Source organism: Micromonospora sp. NPDC092111 (assembly GCF_044755745.1).
Classification (GTDB): domain Bacteria; phylum Actinomycetota; class Actinomycetes; order Mycobacteriales; family Micromonosporaceae; genus Micromonospora.
The window spans coordinates 280,198-296,891 of sequence record NZ_JBIVRQ010000007.1; the positions used below are offsets into that span (position 1 = coordinate 280,198).

Genomic DNA, 16,694 nt, shown 5'->3' on the forward strand with positions numbered 1-16,694 from the left:
CCACCCGGATCAGGCGGGCCGGGCCGCGAGGGTCGTCCGGCCGGGGTCGTGCCGCCGCAGCAGCAGGTGGTAGCTGCGCCCCCAGACAACGGCGCTGAGCAGCGCCATCGCCACCAGGGCACCGGCCGCCCCGGCGGCGCCGAGGAAGACGGCGCCGGCGACCACCACCGGCACCCGCAGCACGCCGAGCAGCCCCCCGGCGAGCACCGCCCGTCCGCTGGCCCCCTCGATCCGCAGACCGGCGTAGCCCACCGCGGCGGGGATCGCCAGCAGGCTCTCCACCGCCAACGCCGGCAGCAGCACCCGGGCCACCGCCCAGTTCGCGCCGAGCAGCGCACCGCCGACCCGGTCGGGCAGCAGCGCCACCGCCAGCGCCAGCGGGGCGGCCCCCGCCGCGACGAGCCCGGTGAGCCGGATCGCGGCGCGGGTCCGGACCGCCCTGGTGGCCGCCCGGGTCCGGGCCAGGTACGGCAGCAGCAGCGTGGACGCGGTTGCCACCACCAGGTTCACCGGACCGAGTATGGTGCGGCCGGCGCTCAGCGCGCCGACCACCGCCGTGCCCGCCAGCCCGGCGACCGCGGTCAGCGCGAGCTGCGCCGAGCCGGTGGTGACCAGGAACTGCACCCCGAAGCCGGCGGCGAGCCGGCTCTCGGTGCGGTCCGCCGGCCAGCCCGGCGTGACCCGGTGACCGCGCCGTCGCGCGACGACCAACCCGAACAGCGCGCCGCCGGCGGCCCAGCCCGCGAAGACCACCAGCGGACTGACCAGACCCAGCAGGCCCGGCACCGCCGCCACCACGGTCGCCACCGCCCAGCAGGTCTCCTGGACGGCGGCGAGCCGGGGCCTGCCGACGCCCAGGCTGATCGCCTTGGTGAAGTCGTACAGCACCAGGCCGGGCAGGGCCACACCGACCACCAGCAGGTAGCCGGAGCCGGTCAGCAGGCCGCAGGTCGCCACGCCGATCCCGGCCAGCACGGCGACCGAGACGACCCGCCGGGACGCGCCGGCGGACGCGGCAGCGTCGGCTCCCGAGGCCAGAACGGAGTCGGTGACCATCGCCCGCGCCAGACCCGACACCAGGACGTAGTAGGAGAACGCGACGGCGAACCGGCCCACCCCGTCGACGGTCTCCAGCCGGGTGACGGTCAGCGCGAGCAGGAAGTTGCCGGCGCTGGACACACCGCCGACCAGTAGCGCCTGGGGCGCGCGGCCGTTGGCGAGCCGGGCAGCCAGCGAGGGGTTGCGCTGGGCCCGGTGCCGCGCACGGACGGCAGTCGTCATCGGCGCGGGCCGACCCGCCCGTCGGCGGTGACCGGGGGTGGCCCGTCGGCGTACCGCCCCGGGGCCGGGTCCGGCCGGCGGCGGGTCAGCCAGAGCATGGCGAACACGGGCAGCGCCGAGACGGAGTGCTGGACGAAGCTGATCGCCGAGTCGGGGTAGGTGCTCGACCACAGCAGCGGATCGGCCAGCACGAAGCAGAACAGGCTCAGTCGCACCGGACCGGGCGCGCCCCGCCAGCGCAGCAGGGCCACCACGACGGCGGCCCAGCTCGCGTAGTAGACGACGACGCCGACCGGGCCGGCGAAGAAGTAGACGTTGCCCAGCACCAGGAAGGTGTAGGCGGAGGTGGCGTTGCCGCCCAGGTACTGGTTGATGTCCTGCCCGGTGGTCAGCGGCGGGCGGTCCGGGTCGATCGCCCGGGGCAGCACGCCGTAGCGGATGAAGTTCCGCACGTCGGGCTGGTCGAGGTCGACCGGCACGTCGAACTGGGCGACGGTGGCGAGTTGGCGGTCCAGCCGTAGCCGGTCGACGGCGGTCACCTCCTGGGACACCACGATCCCGTGGTCCTGCCGGACGCCGTTGCGGTACTGGAACATCGCCGGCCAGACGAGGAGCAGCAGGGCCACGCCCACCAGGAGGTACCGCAGCCGGAACACCCCGCAGACGGCACCGGCGGCGGCGACGAAGAAGGTGAAACCGAGCAGCGGTGCCGAGATGGCCGTGATGGCGGCGAGCACCACCTGCGTCAGGGTGAGGGCAGCCAGCCAGCCGAGCAGGCGACGGGTCGACACCTGACCGCCGACGTGGCTGGCGACCAGCAACGCGAAGGCCAGCGCGCCCCAGCCGGAGAAGAGCGCGGTCAGGGTCGCGAGCTGCGAGTCGGGCAGTTCCCCGGTCACCTGCGCGACGATCGTCCCCCGACCGGCGTAGGCCCCGAGCAGGCCGGCCAGGATGCTGGTCACCGCGACGAGGCAGGCGACCTGGTAGATCCGGGGGTACTGGGCGTTGGCCTGCTGGAGCCCGCGACGCCACTCGTACGTGGGTCGGCCGAGCAGCAGGCCGAGCGTCTCCACCCCCACGCTGCCGAGCAGCGCCAGCCCGACCAGCCGCAGGATGAAGCCGGTCTGCGGGTTGTCGTTCCAGACCGCCGTCGGAATGATCAGCAGCAGGTAGGGCGCCAGCAGGACCAGGCTGACGGGATAGCACCGGAGCACCCGGGCCGCTCTGCGTCGGGGCTCCGGGGGCAGCCGCGCCGCGCGGAGTCCGGGACCGCCCTCGGCGGCGTCCGGCGGTGCCGGGGGTGCGACGGCGGCAGCACCCCGATCACCAGTCGGGCTGGTCCGGCTCCAGACGCTGGCATCCACCTTCACCTTCTGAGCAACGATCAGGTCAACCGGCGGACACGTGGCGGGCCGTGATCCGACCGGACCGGCGGCGGCGCGGGTCCGACCCGGCGACGGTCGCCCGGACGGCCCCTCGTTCGCCTGCGGGTCCCAGGTGTCGGATCGTCATCCATTGACATCGATCGGCACTGCCCGCAGGCTCGCCGCTACAGGTCCGTCCACCGGAGGGGATGCGAATGAGACCGACACGGATGGCGATCGCCGGAGTGTTCACCCTGGTCGGCGCGCTCACACTGACCGCACCCGCGAGCGCGCGACCGCCGTCCGACCCGGGCGGGCGCGACAGCTTGGAGGTGTACGTCGGCACGCTCGACGCGGCCCAGCTCGACCGGCTGCGGGCCAGCGGCGTCGACCTGGGCCACGACCGGCGGGGCACCGACTCCGCCGGCGAGACCCGGGTCGAGACGGTGCTGACCCGGCGGGAGGCGGCCCGCCTGGCCGACCAGGGCGTACCGCTCGACGTCAAGAAGGTCGGCGGCAGGGCGGCCTCGCAGGCACTGCGCGAGCAGGCGGCGGCCGGTTGGCAGGCGTTCCGGTCGTACCGCGAGCCGGGCGGCATCAAGGACGAACTCACCGCGACCGCGGCCCGCTTCCCCCGGCTGGCGAAGCTGGAGACCATCGGCCGTACGGTGCAGGGCCAGCCGATCCTGGCCGTCAAGGTCACCAAGAACGCGCGGACCGTGCCGGACGGCAGACGCCCGGCGGTGCTCTACGCCAGCACCCAGCACGCCCGGGAGTGGATCACGCCGGAGATGACCCGCCGGCTGCTGCACCACGTGCTGGACGGCTACGGCGCCGACCCGGAGATCACCCGGCTGGTCGACACCACCGAGCTGTGGTTCCTGCCGGTGGCCAACCCGGACGGCTACGACCACACCTTCACCCCCGGCAACCGGCTGTGGCGCAAGAACCTGCGGGACAACGACGGCGACGGGCGGATCACCTCCGCCGACGGCGTCGACCTCAACCGCAACTTCGGCTACCAGTGGGGGTACGACGACGAGGGCTCGTCGCCGGAGCCGAACAGCGACACCTACCGTGGCGCCGGTCCGAACTCGGAGCCGGAGACGAAGGCGTTGGACGGGCTGTTCCGGCGGGTCGGCTTCGAGTTCTTCGTCAACTACCACTCGGCCGCCCAACTGCTGCTCTACGGCGTCGGCTGGCAGGTCAGCACCCCGACCCCCGACGACGTGGTCTACCAGGCGATGGCTGGGGACGACGCGCACCCGGCGGTGCCCGGCTACGACCCGGACATCTCCGCCGAGCTGTACACCACCAACGGCGACACCGACGCCCACGCGCAGGTCCGCTACGGCACGCTCGGCTTCACCCCGGAGATGTCCACCTGCGAGACCGCCGCCGCGTCCGACCCGGACGACCAATGGCGGCCGGAGGACTGCGTCAGCGGCTTCGTCTTCCCCGACGACGAGCGGCTGATCGCTGCGGAGGTGGCGAAGAACCTGCCGTTCGCCCTGGCCGTGGCGAGGTCGGCGGCCGACCCGGACGACCCGGTGTCGGTGGTCGGCCGGAGCACCCCGGACTTCGTGGTCGACCGGTTCGACACCTCGTACGGGCGGACCCAGCAGGTCGCCTCGATCACCCGGCGGGCGTTGCGGGACGTCCGGATGCACTACGTGGTCAACGGCGGCCGGCCGAGAACCGCCCCGGTGCGCGAGTGGCGCGGCGGTGAGCGGTACGGCGACACCAACAACGACTACTACGCCGAACTGCGGGGCACGGTCACCGGCACCCGGCCGGGCGACCGGGTCGAGGTCTGGTTCACCGGGCGGAAACCGCGTACCGGCGTGGTCGCCAGCGAGCACTTCACCTACCGGGTGCACCAGGACATCGGCGGCGACGTGCTGGTCCTGGCGGTGGAGGACGTGACCGGGCTCAGCCCGGCGCAGACCGGCGGCGCCGCGAAGTACGCCGACGAGATCGCCGCCTCGCTGGCGAAGGCGGGCCGCAGCAGCGACGTGTACGACTTCGACGCGGTCGGCCGGAAGGCGCCGCACCCGCTGGGCGTGCTGTCGCACTACCGGGCGGTGGTCTGGGAGACCGGCGACGACGTCATCCTGCGGTCTCCCGGCCAGGTCGGCGGCACCACGGCCCGGGCGGCGCTGGACACCGAACTGGCCGTCCGGGACTACCTCAACGAGGGCGGCAAGCTGCTGGTCAGCGGCAAGTACGCGCTGTTCGCCCAGGCCGCGAACGGCACCTACCGCTACCAGCCGACCGGGCCGGCCGAGTGCACCGACCCGGACGACGCCGGCTGCCTGCCGCTGCTGAACGACTTCCAGCAGTACTACCTGGGGGCGTACACCTATGTCGGCGACGGCGGGACCGCGCCGGACGGCACGACGTACCCGGTGCGCGGGTCCGCCGGGGCGTTCACCGGCTTCGACGGCCGGCTCAACGCGGCCGGGTCGGCCGGGAACCAGGACCACACCGCCTCGTTCCTCACCACGTCGAGCTTCCTCGCCCCGGAGGCGTTCCCGCAGTTCGCCAGCTCGGCGGCGGTGGACTGGGCCCGGCCGGGCAGTGCGCCGTTCGACCCGCGCACCGGGGACTGGTACCTGTACAGCGGGCGGGCCGACGAGTCGTACAAGCGGCTCGCCCGGACCGTCGACCTGACCGGCAGGAGCAGCGGTGAGCTGCGCTTCTTCACCTCGTACGACATCGAGGAGAACTGGGACTTCATGCTCGTCGAGGCGCACGAGGTGGGCAGCGACGCCTGGACCACGCTGCCCGACGCCAACGGGCGGACCAGCACCGGGACCGGGGAGAGCTGCGCCGCCGGCTGGGCGGACGAGTTGCACCCGTTCCTCGCCCACTACCAGGGCGCGGACTGCTCGTCGACGGGCAGCACCGGGGCCTGGCACGCGGCCACCGGGTCGTCCGGCGGTTGGCGGGAGTTCGCCGTCGACCTGTCGGCGTACGCCGGGAAGAAGGTGGAGGTCAGCATCTCGTACGTCTCCGACTGGGGCACCCAGGGCCTGGGGGTCTTCCTGGACGACGCGCGGGTGTACGCCGACGGGGCGCTGGTCTCGGAGACCTCCTTCGAGACGCCCGACCTGGGCGGCTGGACCGTGCTCGGGCCACCGCCCGGCTCGACCGGCGCGGCGAACGACTGGGCCCGCAGTGAGCAGGCGTTCTCCGAGGGCGCGGCGGTGGTCACCGACGACACGGTCTACCTCGGCTTCGGCCTGGAGGGGCTGGCCCCGGCGGCCCGGGACGACCTGGTCGCCCGGTCGCTGGCCCACCTGACCGGGCCGGCCCGCCGGTAACGCGGCGAGGTGCGCCGGCGGTCCACGCACCGCCGGCGCACCTGCCGGTACGCCCGCCGGGTACCCCGCCGGTGTGGTGAGCTGTACCGGTGGCGGGGTACCTGTTCGGCCTGGTTCTGCATCCCACCCGGGACGTCACCGAGGTTGTCGAGATCATCCACCGGTGGGCGGCCCGGCACGGCAAGAACCTGGCCGTCCGCGTCGAGGACCGGCACCGGGTGCCCGCCGACGTGGAGCCGGTCCCGGCGGCGGAGCTGGCCGTCCGGTCGGACGCGCTGATCAGCATCGGCGGGGACGGCACGATGCTGGGGGCGCTGCGCGCGGCGGTACGGGCCCCGAAGCCGGTGCTGGGGGTGCACCTGGGCCGGTTGGGGTTCCTGGTGGAGGTCGAGCCGCCGGAGCTGCCCACCGCGCTGGACCGGCTGGTGTCCCGCGACTTCACCGTCGAGTCGCACGCCTGCCTCGCCTGCGACGTCTGCGGGGACGACGTGGTGGCGTTCAACGACGTGGCGCTGGTCCGCCACCCCGGGTCCGGCTTCGTCGCCGCCACCCTCGCCGTCGACGGCCAGCGGTACGGCTACTACCGCTGTGACGCGTTGGTGCTGAGCACCCCGACCGGCTCGACCGCGTACAGCTACGCGGCGGGTGGGCCGCTGGTGTCGCCGGCCACCCAGGCGGTGGTGGTGACGCCGTCCGCCCCGATGGCCGGCATCTCCCGCTCGGTGGTGCTGTCCCCGGACGAGAGCATCCAGTTGGAGCTGCGCCCGGACTCGGCTCCGGTGGCCGTGGAGATGGACGGCCTGGTGATCCGGGACGCGTCCACCGAGGGCACCCTGCGCGTGCGGTACCAGCGCGACGCCGGCCTGGTGGTCCGTCTCGATCCGCGCCGCTACCAGGAACGCAACGCGCTCAAGCTGTCCCTGCTGGACCTGCCGCTGCTGCCCGAGCAGCTCCGGGAGCTGCTCCCGGAGGGGCTGCGCGAGCAGCTCAACCGCCGCGAGCTGCCCCCGCCGCGCTGACCGGGCCGGACCGTCGGGCGGGCGTCCGAGCCGGTCGACCGTGGGCGTCCGGGCCGGTCGGTCAGGCCGCCGCGAGCACCCCGTCGACCAGCGTCTTCGCCTCCTCCTGGATCCGGGCCAGGTGCTCCGGCCCCTGGAACGACTCCGCGTAGATCTTGTAGACGTCCTCGGTGCCGGACGGCCGGGCGGCGAACCAGCCCGAGGCCGTGGTCACCTTCAGCCCGCCGATCGCCGCGCCGTTGCCGGGCGCGGTGGTGAGCGTGGCGGTGATCGGCTCGCCGGCCAGCTCGGTGGCGGTGACCTGCTCCGGGGAGAGCTTGCCGAGCACCGCCTTCTGCTCCCGGCTGGCCGGGGCGTCGATCCGGGCGTACGCCGGGGCGCCGAAGCGTTCGGCCAGCTCGGTGTAGTGCTGGCTCGGGGTCCGGCCGGTCAGGGCGATGATCTCGGCGGCCAGCAGGCAGAGCAGGATGCCGTCCTTGTCGGTGGTCCAGGTGCTGCCGTCGCGGCGCAGGAAGGACGCGCCGGCGCTCTCCTCGCCGCCGAAGCCGACGGTGCCGTCGAGCAGCCCGGGGACGAACCACTTGAAGCCGACCGGCACCTCCAGCAGCGGCCGGCCCAGGTCGGCGGCGATCCGGTCGATCATCGAGGAGGAGACCAGCGTCTTGCCCACGGCCGCCGCCGGGCCCCACTGCGTCCGGGTCCGGAACAGGTGGCCGATCGCCACCGCCAGGTAGTGGTTGGGGTTCATCAGGCCGCCGTCGGGGGTGACGATGCCGTGCCGGTCGGCGTCGGCGTCGTTGCCGGTGGAGACCTGGTAGGCGGTCCGGGCGGCGATCAGCGACGCCATCGCGTTCGGCGACGAGCAGTCCATCCGGATCTTGCCGTCGCCGTCCAGGGTCATGAACCGCCAGGTCGGGTCGACCAGCGGGTTGATCACGGTGAGGTCGAGCCGGTGCCGCTCGGCGATCTCGCCCCAGTAGGCGACGCTGGCCCCGCCGAGCGGGTCGGCGCCGATCCGCACCCCGGCGTCCCGGATCGCGTCGATGTCGAGCACCGCGGGCAGGTCGTCGACGTAGCCGGCGAGGAAGTCGTACCCGCCGGTGGTGTCGGCGGCCCGCGCCCGCGCGTACGGGATCCGCTTCACCTCCTTGAGGCCGGCGGCGAGGATCGCGTTGGCCCGGTCCTGGATCCACTTCGTGACGTCAGTGTCGGCGGGCCCGCCGTTGGTCGGGTTGTACTTGAACCCGCCGTCGTCGGGCGGGTTGTGCGAGGGGGTGATCACGATGCCGTCGGCGAGCCCGCTGGTGCGACCCCGGTTGTGGGTGAGCACCGCGTGCGACAGCGCCGGGGTGGGGGTGTAGCCGTCCCGGCTGTCCCGCAGCACGGTGACGTCGTTGGCGGCGAGCACCTCCAACGCGCTGACCTCGGCCGGCGCGGAGAGCGCGTGGCTGTCCCGGGCGAGGAAGAGCGGGCCGGAGAGGCGCTGTTCCCGGCGGTAGTCGCAGAGCGCCTGGGTGACGGCGAGGATGTGGTCCTCGTTGAACGCGTTACGCAACGAGGAGCCCCGGTGCCCGGAGGTGCCGAAGGAGACCTGCTGCGCCGGGTCGTCCGGGTCCGGGTGCTCGGCGTAGTAGGCGGTCACCAGCCGGGGCACGTCGACCAGGTCGGCGGGCTCGGCCGGCTGTCCGGCACGGGGGTGGGCCACTGCGGAACCTCCTCGGGTACGGATGGGCGCTCACGGTTTCCCGGCACCCGCCGGGTCACGCGGTTCAGGGCTCGACGCGCTGGCCCTTGCCGACCACGACGATGCCGTTGTCGGAGACGGTGTAGCGCTGCCGGTCCTTCTCCAGGTCGACGCCGATCTCGGCGCCCTCGGGCACGAAGACGTTCTTGTCGAGGATGGCCCGGCGGACCACCGCGTGCCGGCCGACCTCGACGCCCTCCATCAGCACCGCGCCGTCGACGTGCGCCCAGGAGTGGACCTTGACCTTCGGCGAGACGATCGAGTTCTCCACCAGCGAGCCCGACACCACCGCGCCGGGCGAGACCATCGAGCCGACCGCCCGGCCGACCCGCTCCCCCCACTGGTGGACGAACTTCGCCGGCGGGTACGGCGGCTGGTTGCTGTAGATCGGCCAGTCGAAGTTGTAGAGGTTGAACACCGGGTGCACGTTGATCAGATCCATGTGGGCGTCGTAGAAGGAGTCCAGCGTCCCCACGTCCCGCCAGTAGCCGCGGTCCCGGTCGGTGCTGCCGGGCACCTCGTTGTCCTTGAAGTCGTAGACGTTGGCCTCGCCCCGCTCGACCAGCATCGGGATGATGCTGCCGCCCATGTCGTGCTTGCTGGTCTTGTCCTCCGCGTCCCGCTCGACCGCCTCGCAGAGCGCCCGGGTGGTGAAGACGTAGTTGCCCATCGAGGCGTAGATCTGCTCGGGGGCGTCGGGCAGGCCCACCGCGTCGGTGGGCTTCTCGCGGAACGCCCGGATCCGCCGGCCGTCCGCGCCGACCTCGATCACGCCGAACTGGTCGGCGCTCGACAACGGCTGCCGGATGCCGGCGACGGTGACCTCGGCCCCGGAGGCGATGTGGTCGTCCACCATCTGCCGGGGGTCCATCCGGTAGATGTGGTCGGCGCCGAAGACGATCACGTAGTCCGGCTGCTCGTCGTTGATCAGGTTGAAGCTCTGGTAGATCGCGTCGGCGGAGCCGGCGAACCACCACGGGCCACGGCGCTGCTGGGCCGGCACGGGCGTGACGTAGTTGCCGAGCATCGTCGACATCCGCCAGGTCTGGGTGATGTGCCGGTCCAGTGAGTGGGACTTGTACTGGGTCAGCACGACGATCTTCAGAAAGCCGGCGTTCGCCAGGTTGGACAGGACGAAATCGACCATGCGGTACATCCCGCCGAACGGGACGGCCGGCTTGGCCCGGTCCGTGGTGAGCGGCATGAGGCGCTTGCCCTCTCCGCCGGCCAGGACGATCGCGAGCACCTTGGCAGCCATGACCAGACGCTATCGATCCGGCTGCGACTTCACCACTCGTACGGGAACAGTTCTGCACTAGGGTGCCGGGCATGACGGACTCCGCCGCGCTGCGCGTCGACCTGCTCACCCGGGAGTACCCGCCGGAGGTGTACGGCGGCGCCGGTGTGCACGTCGAGTACCTGGCCCGGGAGCTGCGCCGACTCGCCGACGTACGGGTGCACTGCTTCGGCGCGCCGCGTACCGAGCCGGGCGTCACCGCGTACCCCGAGCCGGCCGGCCTGGCCGGCGCGAACGCCGCGCTGCGGACGATGGGCGTGGACCTGGAGATGGCGGCCGGCTGCGCCGGCACCGACCTGGTGCACAGCCACACCTGGTACGCCAACCTGGCCGGGCACACCGCAAAGCTGCTGCACGGGGTGCCGCACGTGGTGACCGCGCACAGCCTGGAGCCGCTGCGGCCGTGGAAGGCCGAGCAGCTCGGCGGCGGGTACGCGCTGTCGTCCTGGTGCGAGCGCACGGCGGTGGAGTCCGCCGACGCGGTCGTCGCGGTCAGCGCGGGGATGCGGCGGGACGTGCTGGCCGCCTACCCGGCGGTGGACCCGGACCGGGTCCGGGTGGTCTACAACGGCATCGACACCGCGCAGTACGCCCCGGACCACGGCACGGACGTGGTCGACCGGCTGGGCGTCGACCCGGCCCGCCCGAGCGTCGTGTACGTCGGCCGGATCACCCGGCAGAAGGGCCTGCCGTACCTGCTGCGGGCGGCCCGGGAACTGCCCGCCGACACCCAGCTCGTGCTGCTCGCCGGCGCCCCCGACACCCCGGAGATCGCCGCCGAGGTGGAGGAGCTGGTGGCCGAGCTGCGGGCGAACCGCTCCGGCGTGGTCTGGGTGGCCGAGATGCTGCCCAAGCACGAGGTGATCCAGGTGCTCACCCACGCCACGATCTTCGTCTGCCCGTCGGTGTACGAGCCGATGGGCATCGTCAACCTGGAGGCGATGGCCTGCGAGACGGCGGTGGTGGCCACCGCCACCGGCGGCATCCCCGAGGTGGTCGCCGACGGCGACACCGGGCTGCTGGTGCCGATCGAGCAGGCCGAGGACGGCAGCGGACGGCCGCTGGACCCGGACCGCTTCGTCGCCGACCTCGGCGCGACGATCAACGCGCTGCTGGCCGACCCGGAGCGCACCGGGGCGTTCGGCCTCGCCGGCCGGCGGCGCGCCGTGGCGCACTTCTCCTGGGACGCCGTCGCCGCCCGCACCCTGGAGGTGTACCGCTCGCTGCTGCGGTAGCGCGTCGGGCACCACCCGGTCGACAGCGGATCCTGGCGGCGAACGGCCCCGGGAGGGGCCGGAACCGGCCAGGGTCTTCCGCAGACACCTGGGGTGCTTGGCCGAGCGCGAGGCGATCTCGCACAGTAGGTTGACGGGGTGAGCGGACGGTTCCCGATCGAAGACGTCTCCCCCGTCGTCGCCTGCGGTCGCTACCCGGCCAAGGCGGTGGTCGACGAGCTGGTGCCGGTGTCGGCCCGCGCCTACCGGGAGGGGCACGACGCGTTGGGCTGCAACGTCGTCTGGCGCGGCCCGGACGGCGCGGCCCGCCCGTTCACCCGGATGCGGCCGGGTGAACCGGGGCAGGACCGCTGGCACGCCAGCATCCGCCCGGACGCGGTCGGCGCCTGGACCTTCGCCGTGGAGGCGTTCCAGGACCCGTACCTGACCTGGCAGAACGCGGCGACCAAGAAGATCGCCGCCGGGCAGGGGCCGGCCGAGCTGGCCAACGACCTGGCCGAGGGCGTCCGGGTGCTGGAGGCGGCGCTGGAGCTGGTGCCCGCCGCCGAGGTGCGGCGGATCCGGGCCGCGGTGGCCGCGCTGCGCGACGCGACGGCCGACCTGCCCCGGCGGATCGCCCCGGCGCTGGGCCTGGCCGACCTGCTCTGGGCGTACCCGGTGCGGGAGCTGGTCACCACCGGCGCGGAGCACCGGCTCTGGGTGGACCGCCCCCGGGCGCTCTTCTCCGCCTGGTACGAGTTCTTCCCCCGGTCCGAGGGCGCGGTCCCGGCCACCGCCGACACGCCGGCCCGCTCGGGCACCTTCGCCACCGCGAAGGACCGGCTGCCCGGGGTCGCCGCGATGGGCTTCGACGTGCTGTACCTGCCGCCGATCCACCCGATCGGGCGGGTCAACCGCAAGGGCCCCAACAACGCGCTCACCGCCGGCCCCGACGACGTGGGCTCGCCGTGGGCGATCGGCGCCGCCGAGGGCGGCCACGACGCCATCCACCCCGACCTGGGTACGCCGGCCGAGTTCCGCGACTTCGTCGCCGCCGCCGCCGAGCAGGGCCTGGAGGTGGCGCTGGATCTGGCGTTGCAGTGCGCCCCCGACCACCCGTGGGTGACCGAGCACCCCGAGTGGTTCACCACCCGGGCCGACGGCAGCATCGCGTACGCGGAGAACCCGCCGAAGAAGTACCAGGACATCTACCCGCTGAACTTCGACAACGACCCCGAGGGCATCCGGGCCGAGGTGCTGCGGGTGGTCCGGCACTGGATCGGCGAGGGCATCCGGATCTTCCGGGTGGACAACCCGCACACCAAGCCGTTCGACTTCTGGCACTGGCTGATCGCCGAGGTCAGGAAGGTCGACCCGGACGTGCTCTTCCTCGCCGAGGCGTTCACCCGGCCGGCGATCATGCACGGGCTCGGCAAGATCGGCTTCACCCAGTCGTACACCTACTTCACCTGGCGCACGACGGCGGCCGAGATGCGCGAGTACTGCGAGGAGCTGGTCGCCGCCGCCGACTACATGCGACCGAACTTCTGGCCCAACACCCCCGACATCCTGCACGATTCGTTGCAGCACGGCGGGCCGCCGATGTTCAAGATCCGGGCGGTGCTGGCCGCGCTGCTCTCCCCCTCCTGGGGCATGTACGCCGGCTACGAGCTGTTCGAGCACGTCGCCCGCCCCGGCGCCGAGGAGTACCTGGACAACGAGAAGTACGAGTTGCGCCCCCGGGACTGGGCCGGCGCGCAGGCGCACGGCCGCTCGCTCGCCCCGTTCGTCGCCACCCTCAACCGGGTCCGCCGGGAGCACCCGGCCCTGCACCGGCTGCGCAACCTGCACTTCCACGAGATCGACAACCCGGCGCTGCTCTGCTGGTCCAAGCGCGACCCGGACACCGGCGACACGGTCCTCGTGGTCTGCTCGTTCGACTCGCACACCGTGCAGTGGGGCAACACCACGCTGGACCTGCCGGCGCTGGGCTTCGACTGGCACGAGCGGTTCACCGTGCACGACGAGCTGACCGGGGCGAGCTACGAGTGGGGGCAGCGCAACGCGGTCCGGCTCGACCCGTACCTTCAACCCGCGCACGTGCTGACGGTCCGTCGCCCGGCCGCGCCCGAACCGGCGGCACCCGCCGGCACGGTGCCGGCCGAGCTGACCGTCGAGGACGTACCCGCCGACATCTCGGGCGGCACCGCCCCGACCGCCACCGCCCCGAAGGACGCCCGATGGACAAGCTGATCTCCGGCGCGACCCACGACCCGCACGCCCTGCTCGGCGCGCACCCCGCCGACGGGCAAACCACGATCCGCGCGATGCGTCGGGGGGCCGCCGAGGTGACCCTGCTGGTCGGCGACGAGCGGCACCCGATGAAGCGGGTGCACGACGTGGGCGTCTTCGAGGCCGTGCTGGACGGCACCGTGCTCGACTACCGGATCGACGCCGACGGCCGGGTCACCGACGACCCGTACCGGCACCCGCCCACCGTCGGTGAGCTGGACCTGCACCTGATCGGCGAGGGCCGGCACGAACGGCTCTGGGAGGCGCTCGGCGCGCGGGTCCTCGACGCGGGGGTGGCCTTCTCGGTCTGGGCGCCCAACGCGCGCGGGGTGCGGGTGGTCGGCGACTTCACCGGCTGGGGGCCGGACGACGGCTGGCCGATGCGCTCGCTGGGCGGCAGCGGGGTGTGGGAGGTGTTCGTGCCGGGTGCGCCGGTAGGCGCCCGCTACAAGTACCGGATCCTCGGCGCGGACGGGCACTGGCGGGACAAGGCCGACCCGCTCGCCGGGTACGCGGAGGTGCCGCCGGCCACCGCCTCGGTGGTGCACCACTCGACGTACGAGTGGTCCGACGCGCTCTGGCTGGAGCGGCGGGCCCGCCGGCAGCCGCACCGGGAGCCGATGAGCGTCTACGAGGTGCACCTCGGCTCCTGGCGGCCCGGCCTCGGCTACCGGGAGCTGGCCGAGCAGCTCACCACGTACGTCACCGAGCTGGGCTTCACCCACGTGGAGTTCCTGCCGGTGATGGAGCATCCGTTCGGCGGTTCCTGGGGCTACCAGGTCACCGGCTACTACGCGCCCAGCTCCCGGTTCGGCGACCCGGACGCCTTCCGGCACCTGGTGGACCGGCTGCACGCCGCCGGTGTCGGGGTGCTCCTCGACTGGGTGCCCGCGCACTTCCCCAAGGACGAGTGGGCGCTGGCCCGCTTCGACGGCACCCCGCTCTACGAGCACCCCGACCCGCGCCGGGGCGAGCACCCCGACTGGGGCACGTACGTGTTCGACTTCGGCCGCCCCGAGGTGCGCAACTTCCTGGTCGCCAACGCGCTCTACTGGTGCGAGGAGTTCCACGTCGACGGCCTGCGGGTGGACGCGGTCGCCTCGATGCTCTACCTGGACTACTCCCGGCCGGAGGGGCAGTGGCTGCCCAACCAGCACGGCGGCCGGGAGAACCTGGAGGCGATCGCGTTCCTCCAGGAGGTCAACGCCACCGTCTACAAGCACCACGCCGGGGTGGTGATGATCGCCGAGGAGTCCACCGCCTGGCCGGGGGTGACCCGGCCCACCGCCGACGGCGGGCTCGGCTTCGGGTTCAAGTGGAACATGGGCTGGATGCACGACACCCTGCTCTACACCTCGAAGGACCCGGTCTACCGGCAGCATCACCACCACCAGCTCACCTTCTCCCTGGCGTACGCCTGGAGCGAGAACTACGTGCTGCCGATCAGCCACGACGAGGTGGTGCACGGCAAGGGCTCGCTGGCCGGCAAGATGCCCGGCGACACCTGGCAGCGGCTGGCGAACGTGCGGGCGCTGCTGGCGTACATGTGGGCGCACCCGGGCAAGCAGTTGCTCTTCATGGGCTGCGAACTGGGTGACGACCGGGAGTGGAGCGAGGAGCGCGGGCTCGACTGGTACCTGCTGCACGACCCGGCCCGGGCCGGGGTGCAGCGGCTGGTCGCCGACCTCAACGCCGCCTACCGGGACACCCCGGCGTTGTGGGCGCAGGACACCGACCCGGCCGGGTTCCGCTGGATCGCCGGGGACGACGTCGCCAACAACACCGTCTCCTTCGTCCGGATCGCCCCGGACGGGGCGACCCTGGTGTGCGTGGCGAACTTCTCCGCGCGTCCGCTGGAGGACTACCGGATCGGCCTGCCCGCCGGCGGCACCTGGACCGAGGTGATCAACACGGACGCCCACCACTACGGGGGCTCCGGGGTGGGCAACCTCGGCGCGGTGCACGCGCAGGACGTCCCCTGGCACGGGCTGCCGGCCTCGGTGGCACTGCGGGTGCCGCCGCTGGGCGTGCTCTGGCTGCGCCGGGACTGACCCGGCCCGCGTCCAGACCCCTCAGACCAGGCCGGCGTCGCGCAGCAGCTTCCACAGCCCCGCGCCGTCGGGCGCGGAAAGCCACTTCTGCCCCACCGGCCCCGACGACGGGCGGTCCGGCGGCACGGGCAGGCTGCCGGCGAGCACCGACTGGGTCGGGGAGAGCCGACGGATCGCCACCCCGGCCACGTTCTCCGGGTGGGCGGCGGCGAACTCCCGGTAGATCTCCTGGTCGTGCTGCCCGTCGTCGCCGATCAGCAGCCAACGGACGTCCGGGAACTCGGCGGCCAGCCGGGCCAGGGTGGCCCGCTTGTGCTCCCGGCCGCTGCGGAACCAGCGGTCGGCGGTCGGCCCCCAGTCGGTGAGCAGCAGCGGGCCGGCCGGATAGAGGTGCCGGGAGAGGAACCGGGTCAGCGTGGGGGCGACGTTCCACGCCCCGGTGGACAGGTAGAAGACCGGCGCGCCGGGGTGCGCGGTGACCAGGCGCTCGTAGAGCACCGCCATGCCGGGCACCGCCGCCCGGGCGTGCTCGTCGAGGACGAAGGTGTTCCAGGCGGCCAGCAGCGGCCGGGGCAGCGCGGTCACCATCACCGTGTCGTCGATGTCGGAGAGGATGCCGAAGCGCACCTCCGGGTCGATCACCCGGACCAGCGCCTCGACCGGCTCGGCGTCGGCGACACGCAGCCGCACCGAGGCCCAGCCGGGGACGAAGTCGGCCTTGACGACGGTGTCGACGAAGCCGCTGCGGTCGGCCCGGGCGGTGTGGGTGGTCCCACCCGCCTCGATGGTGACCTCGACGTGCTTGGCCGGCAGGGTGGCGAAGCTGCGCCAGCCCCGGACCTTCTCCAGCCGGCCCTGCCGCCGGTCGGGGCGGCCGAGCAGCACCCGGCAGAGCACCCGCGCCCAGCCGGGGGCGCCGTAACCGGCGTACGCGACGATGTTCGTCTGCCACCCGGTGCGCCGCAGCCGGCGCTCCACCAACTGGTGCACGGCGTCCTCGATCCGCGCGGCCCGGTGCAGGGTGGGCACGGCAAGCTGGCCTGCGGGAGTGGGTGGCACGGTGCAACCCTGCCACAGGAGCACCGCAGCGGCCAGGCGAGCGGCCC

The 16,694-nt window shown here is 73.3% G+C and carries 10 protein-coding genes; 5 read left to right on the forward strand and 5 right to left on the reverse strand.

Features of this window, described 5'->3' with window-relative positions; all coding sequences use genetic code 11:
* Positions 1 to 9 precede the first annotated feature (9 nt).
* Positions 10 to 1,281 (reverse strand): hypothetical protein, encoded by a 1,272-nt coding sequence (locus ACIQG9_RS17145; protein WP_400403071.1) that lies wholly within the window; start codon positions 1,279 to 1,281, stop codon positions 10 to 12.
* Positions 1,278 to 2,645 (reverse strand): hypothetical protein, encoded by a 1,368-nt coding sequence (locus tag ACIQG9_RS17150; RefSeq protein ID WP_400403074.1) that lies wholly within the window; start codon positions 2,643 to 2,645, stop codon positions 1,278 to 1,280. The genes ACIQG9_RS17145 and ACIQG9_RS17150 overlap by 4 nt, the downstream gene beginning before the upstream one ends.
* 215 nt (positions 2,646 to 2,860) lie before the next feature.
* Here ACIQG9_RS17150 and ACIQG9_RS17155 point away from each other — a divergent pair, with 215 nt between their 5' ends.
* Together ACIQG9_RS17155 and ACIQG9_RS17160 are read left to right on the forward strand one after the other, a co-directional pair.
* Positions 2,861 to 5,971, forward strand: coding sequence for a M14 family zinc carboxypeptidase (locus tag ACIQG9_RS17155; protein WP_400403076.1), 3,111 nt, complete (start codon positions 2,861 to 2,863; stop codon positions 5,969 to 5,971).
* Between the two features lie 89 nt (positions 5,972 to 6,060).
* Entirely contained in the window at positions 6,061 to 6,990 is a 930-nt protein-coding gene (locus tag ACIQG9_RS17160; protein ID WP_400403078.1) for an NAD(+)/NADH kinase, read from the forward strand.
* 61 nt (positions 6,991 to 7,051) lie between these two features.
* On the opposite strand, the gene pgm is transcribed toward ACIQG9_RS17160, so the two are convergent.
* Both pgm and glgC read right to left on the reverse strand, forming a co-directional pair.
* Complete coding sequence (gene pgm / locus ACIQG9_RS17165; protein WP_400403080.1) at positions 7,052 to 8,695, reverse strand: phosphoglucomutase (alpha-D-glucose-1,6-bisphosphate-dependent); 1,644 nt, start codon at positions 8,693 to 8,695, stop codon at positions 7,052 to 7,054.
* A 64-nt stretch (positions 8,696 to 8,759) separates the two neighbouring features.
* Positions 8,760 to 9,992 carry a glucose-1-phosphate adenylyltransferase gene (gene glgC, locus ACIQG9_RS17170; RefSeq protein ID WP_400403082.1) on the reverse strand — a complete coding sequence of 411 codons (1,233 nt, stop codon included), beginning with the start codon at positions 9,990 to 9,992 and terminating at the stop codon, positions 8,760 to 8,762.
* A 71-nt stretch (positions 9,993 to 10,063) separates the two neighbouring features.
* Here glgC and glgA point away from each other — a divergent pair, with 71 nt between their 5' ends.
* The 3 genes from glgA (at position 10,064) to glgB (ending at position 15,588) form a co-directional block, all read left to right on the forward strand.
* Positions 10,064 to 11,266, forward strand: coding sequence for a glycogen synthase (gene glgA / locus ACIQG9_RS17175; protein ID WP_400403084.1), 1,203 nt, complete (start codon positions 10,064 to 10,066; stop codon positions 11,264 to 11,266).
* Between the two features lie 138 nt (positions 11,267 to 11,404).
* Complete coding sequence (locus tag ACIQG9_RS17180) at positions 11,405 to 13,498, forward strand: maltotransferase domain-containing protein (RefSeq protein ID WP_400403086.1); 2,094 nt, start codon at positions 11,405 to 11,407, stop codon at positions 13,496 to 13,498.
* Positions 13,486 to 15,588 carry a 1,4-alpha-glucan branching protein GlgB gene (glgB, locus tag ACIQG9_RS17185; RefSeq protein ID WP_400403088.1) on the forward strand — a complete coding sequence of 701 codons (2,103 nt, stop codon included), beginning with the start codon at positions 13,486 to 13,488 and terminating at the stop codon, positions 15,586 to 15,588. The genes ACIQG9_RS17180 and glgB overlap by 13 nt, the downstream gene beginning before the upstream one ends.
* Before the next feature lie 21 nt (positions 15,589 to 15,609).
* Here glgB and ACIQG9_RS17190 read toward each other — a convergent pair whose 3' ends face one another.
* On the reverse strand, positions 15,610 to 16,647 hold the full coding sequence (locus tag ACIQG9_RS17190; RefSeq protein WP_400403090.1) for an App1 family protein: 1,038 nt from the start codon (positions 16,645 to 16,647) through the stop codon (positions 15,610 to 15,612).
* Positions 16,648 to 16,694: the final 47 nt, after the last annotated feature.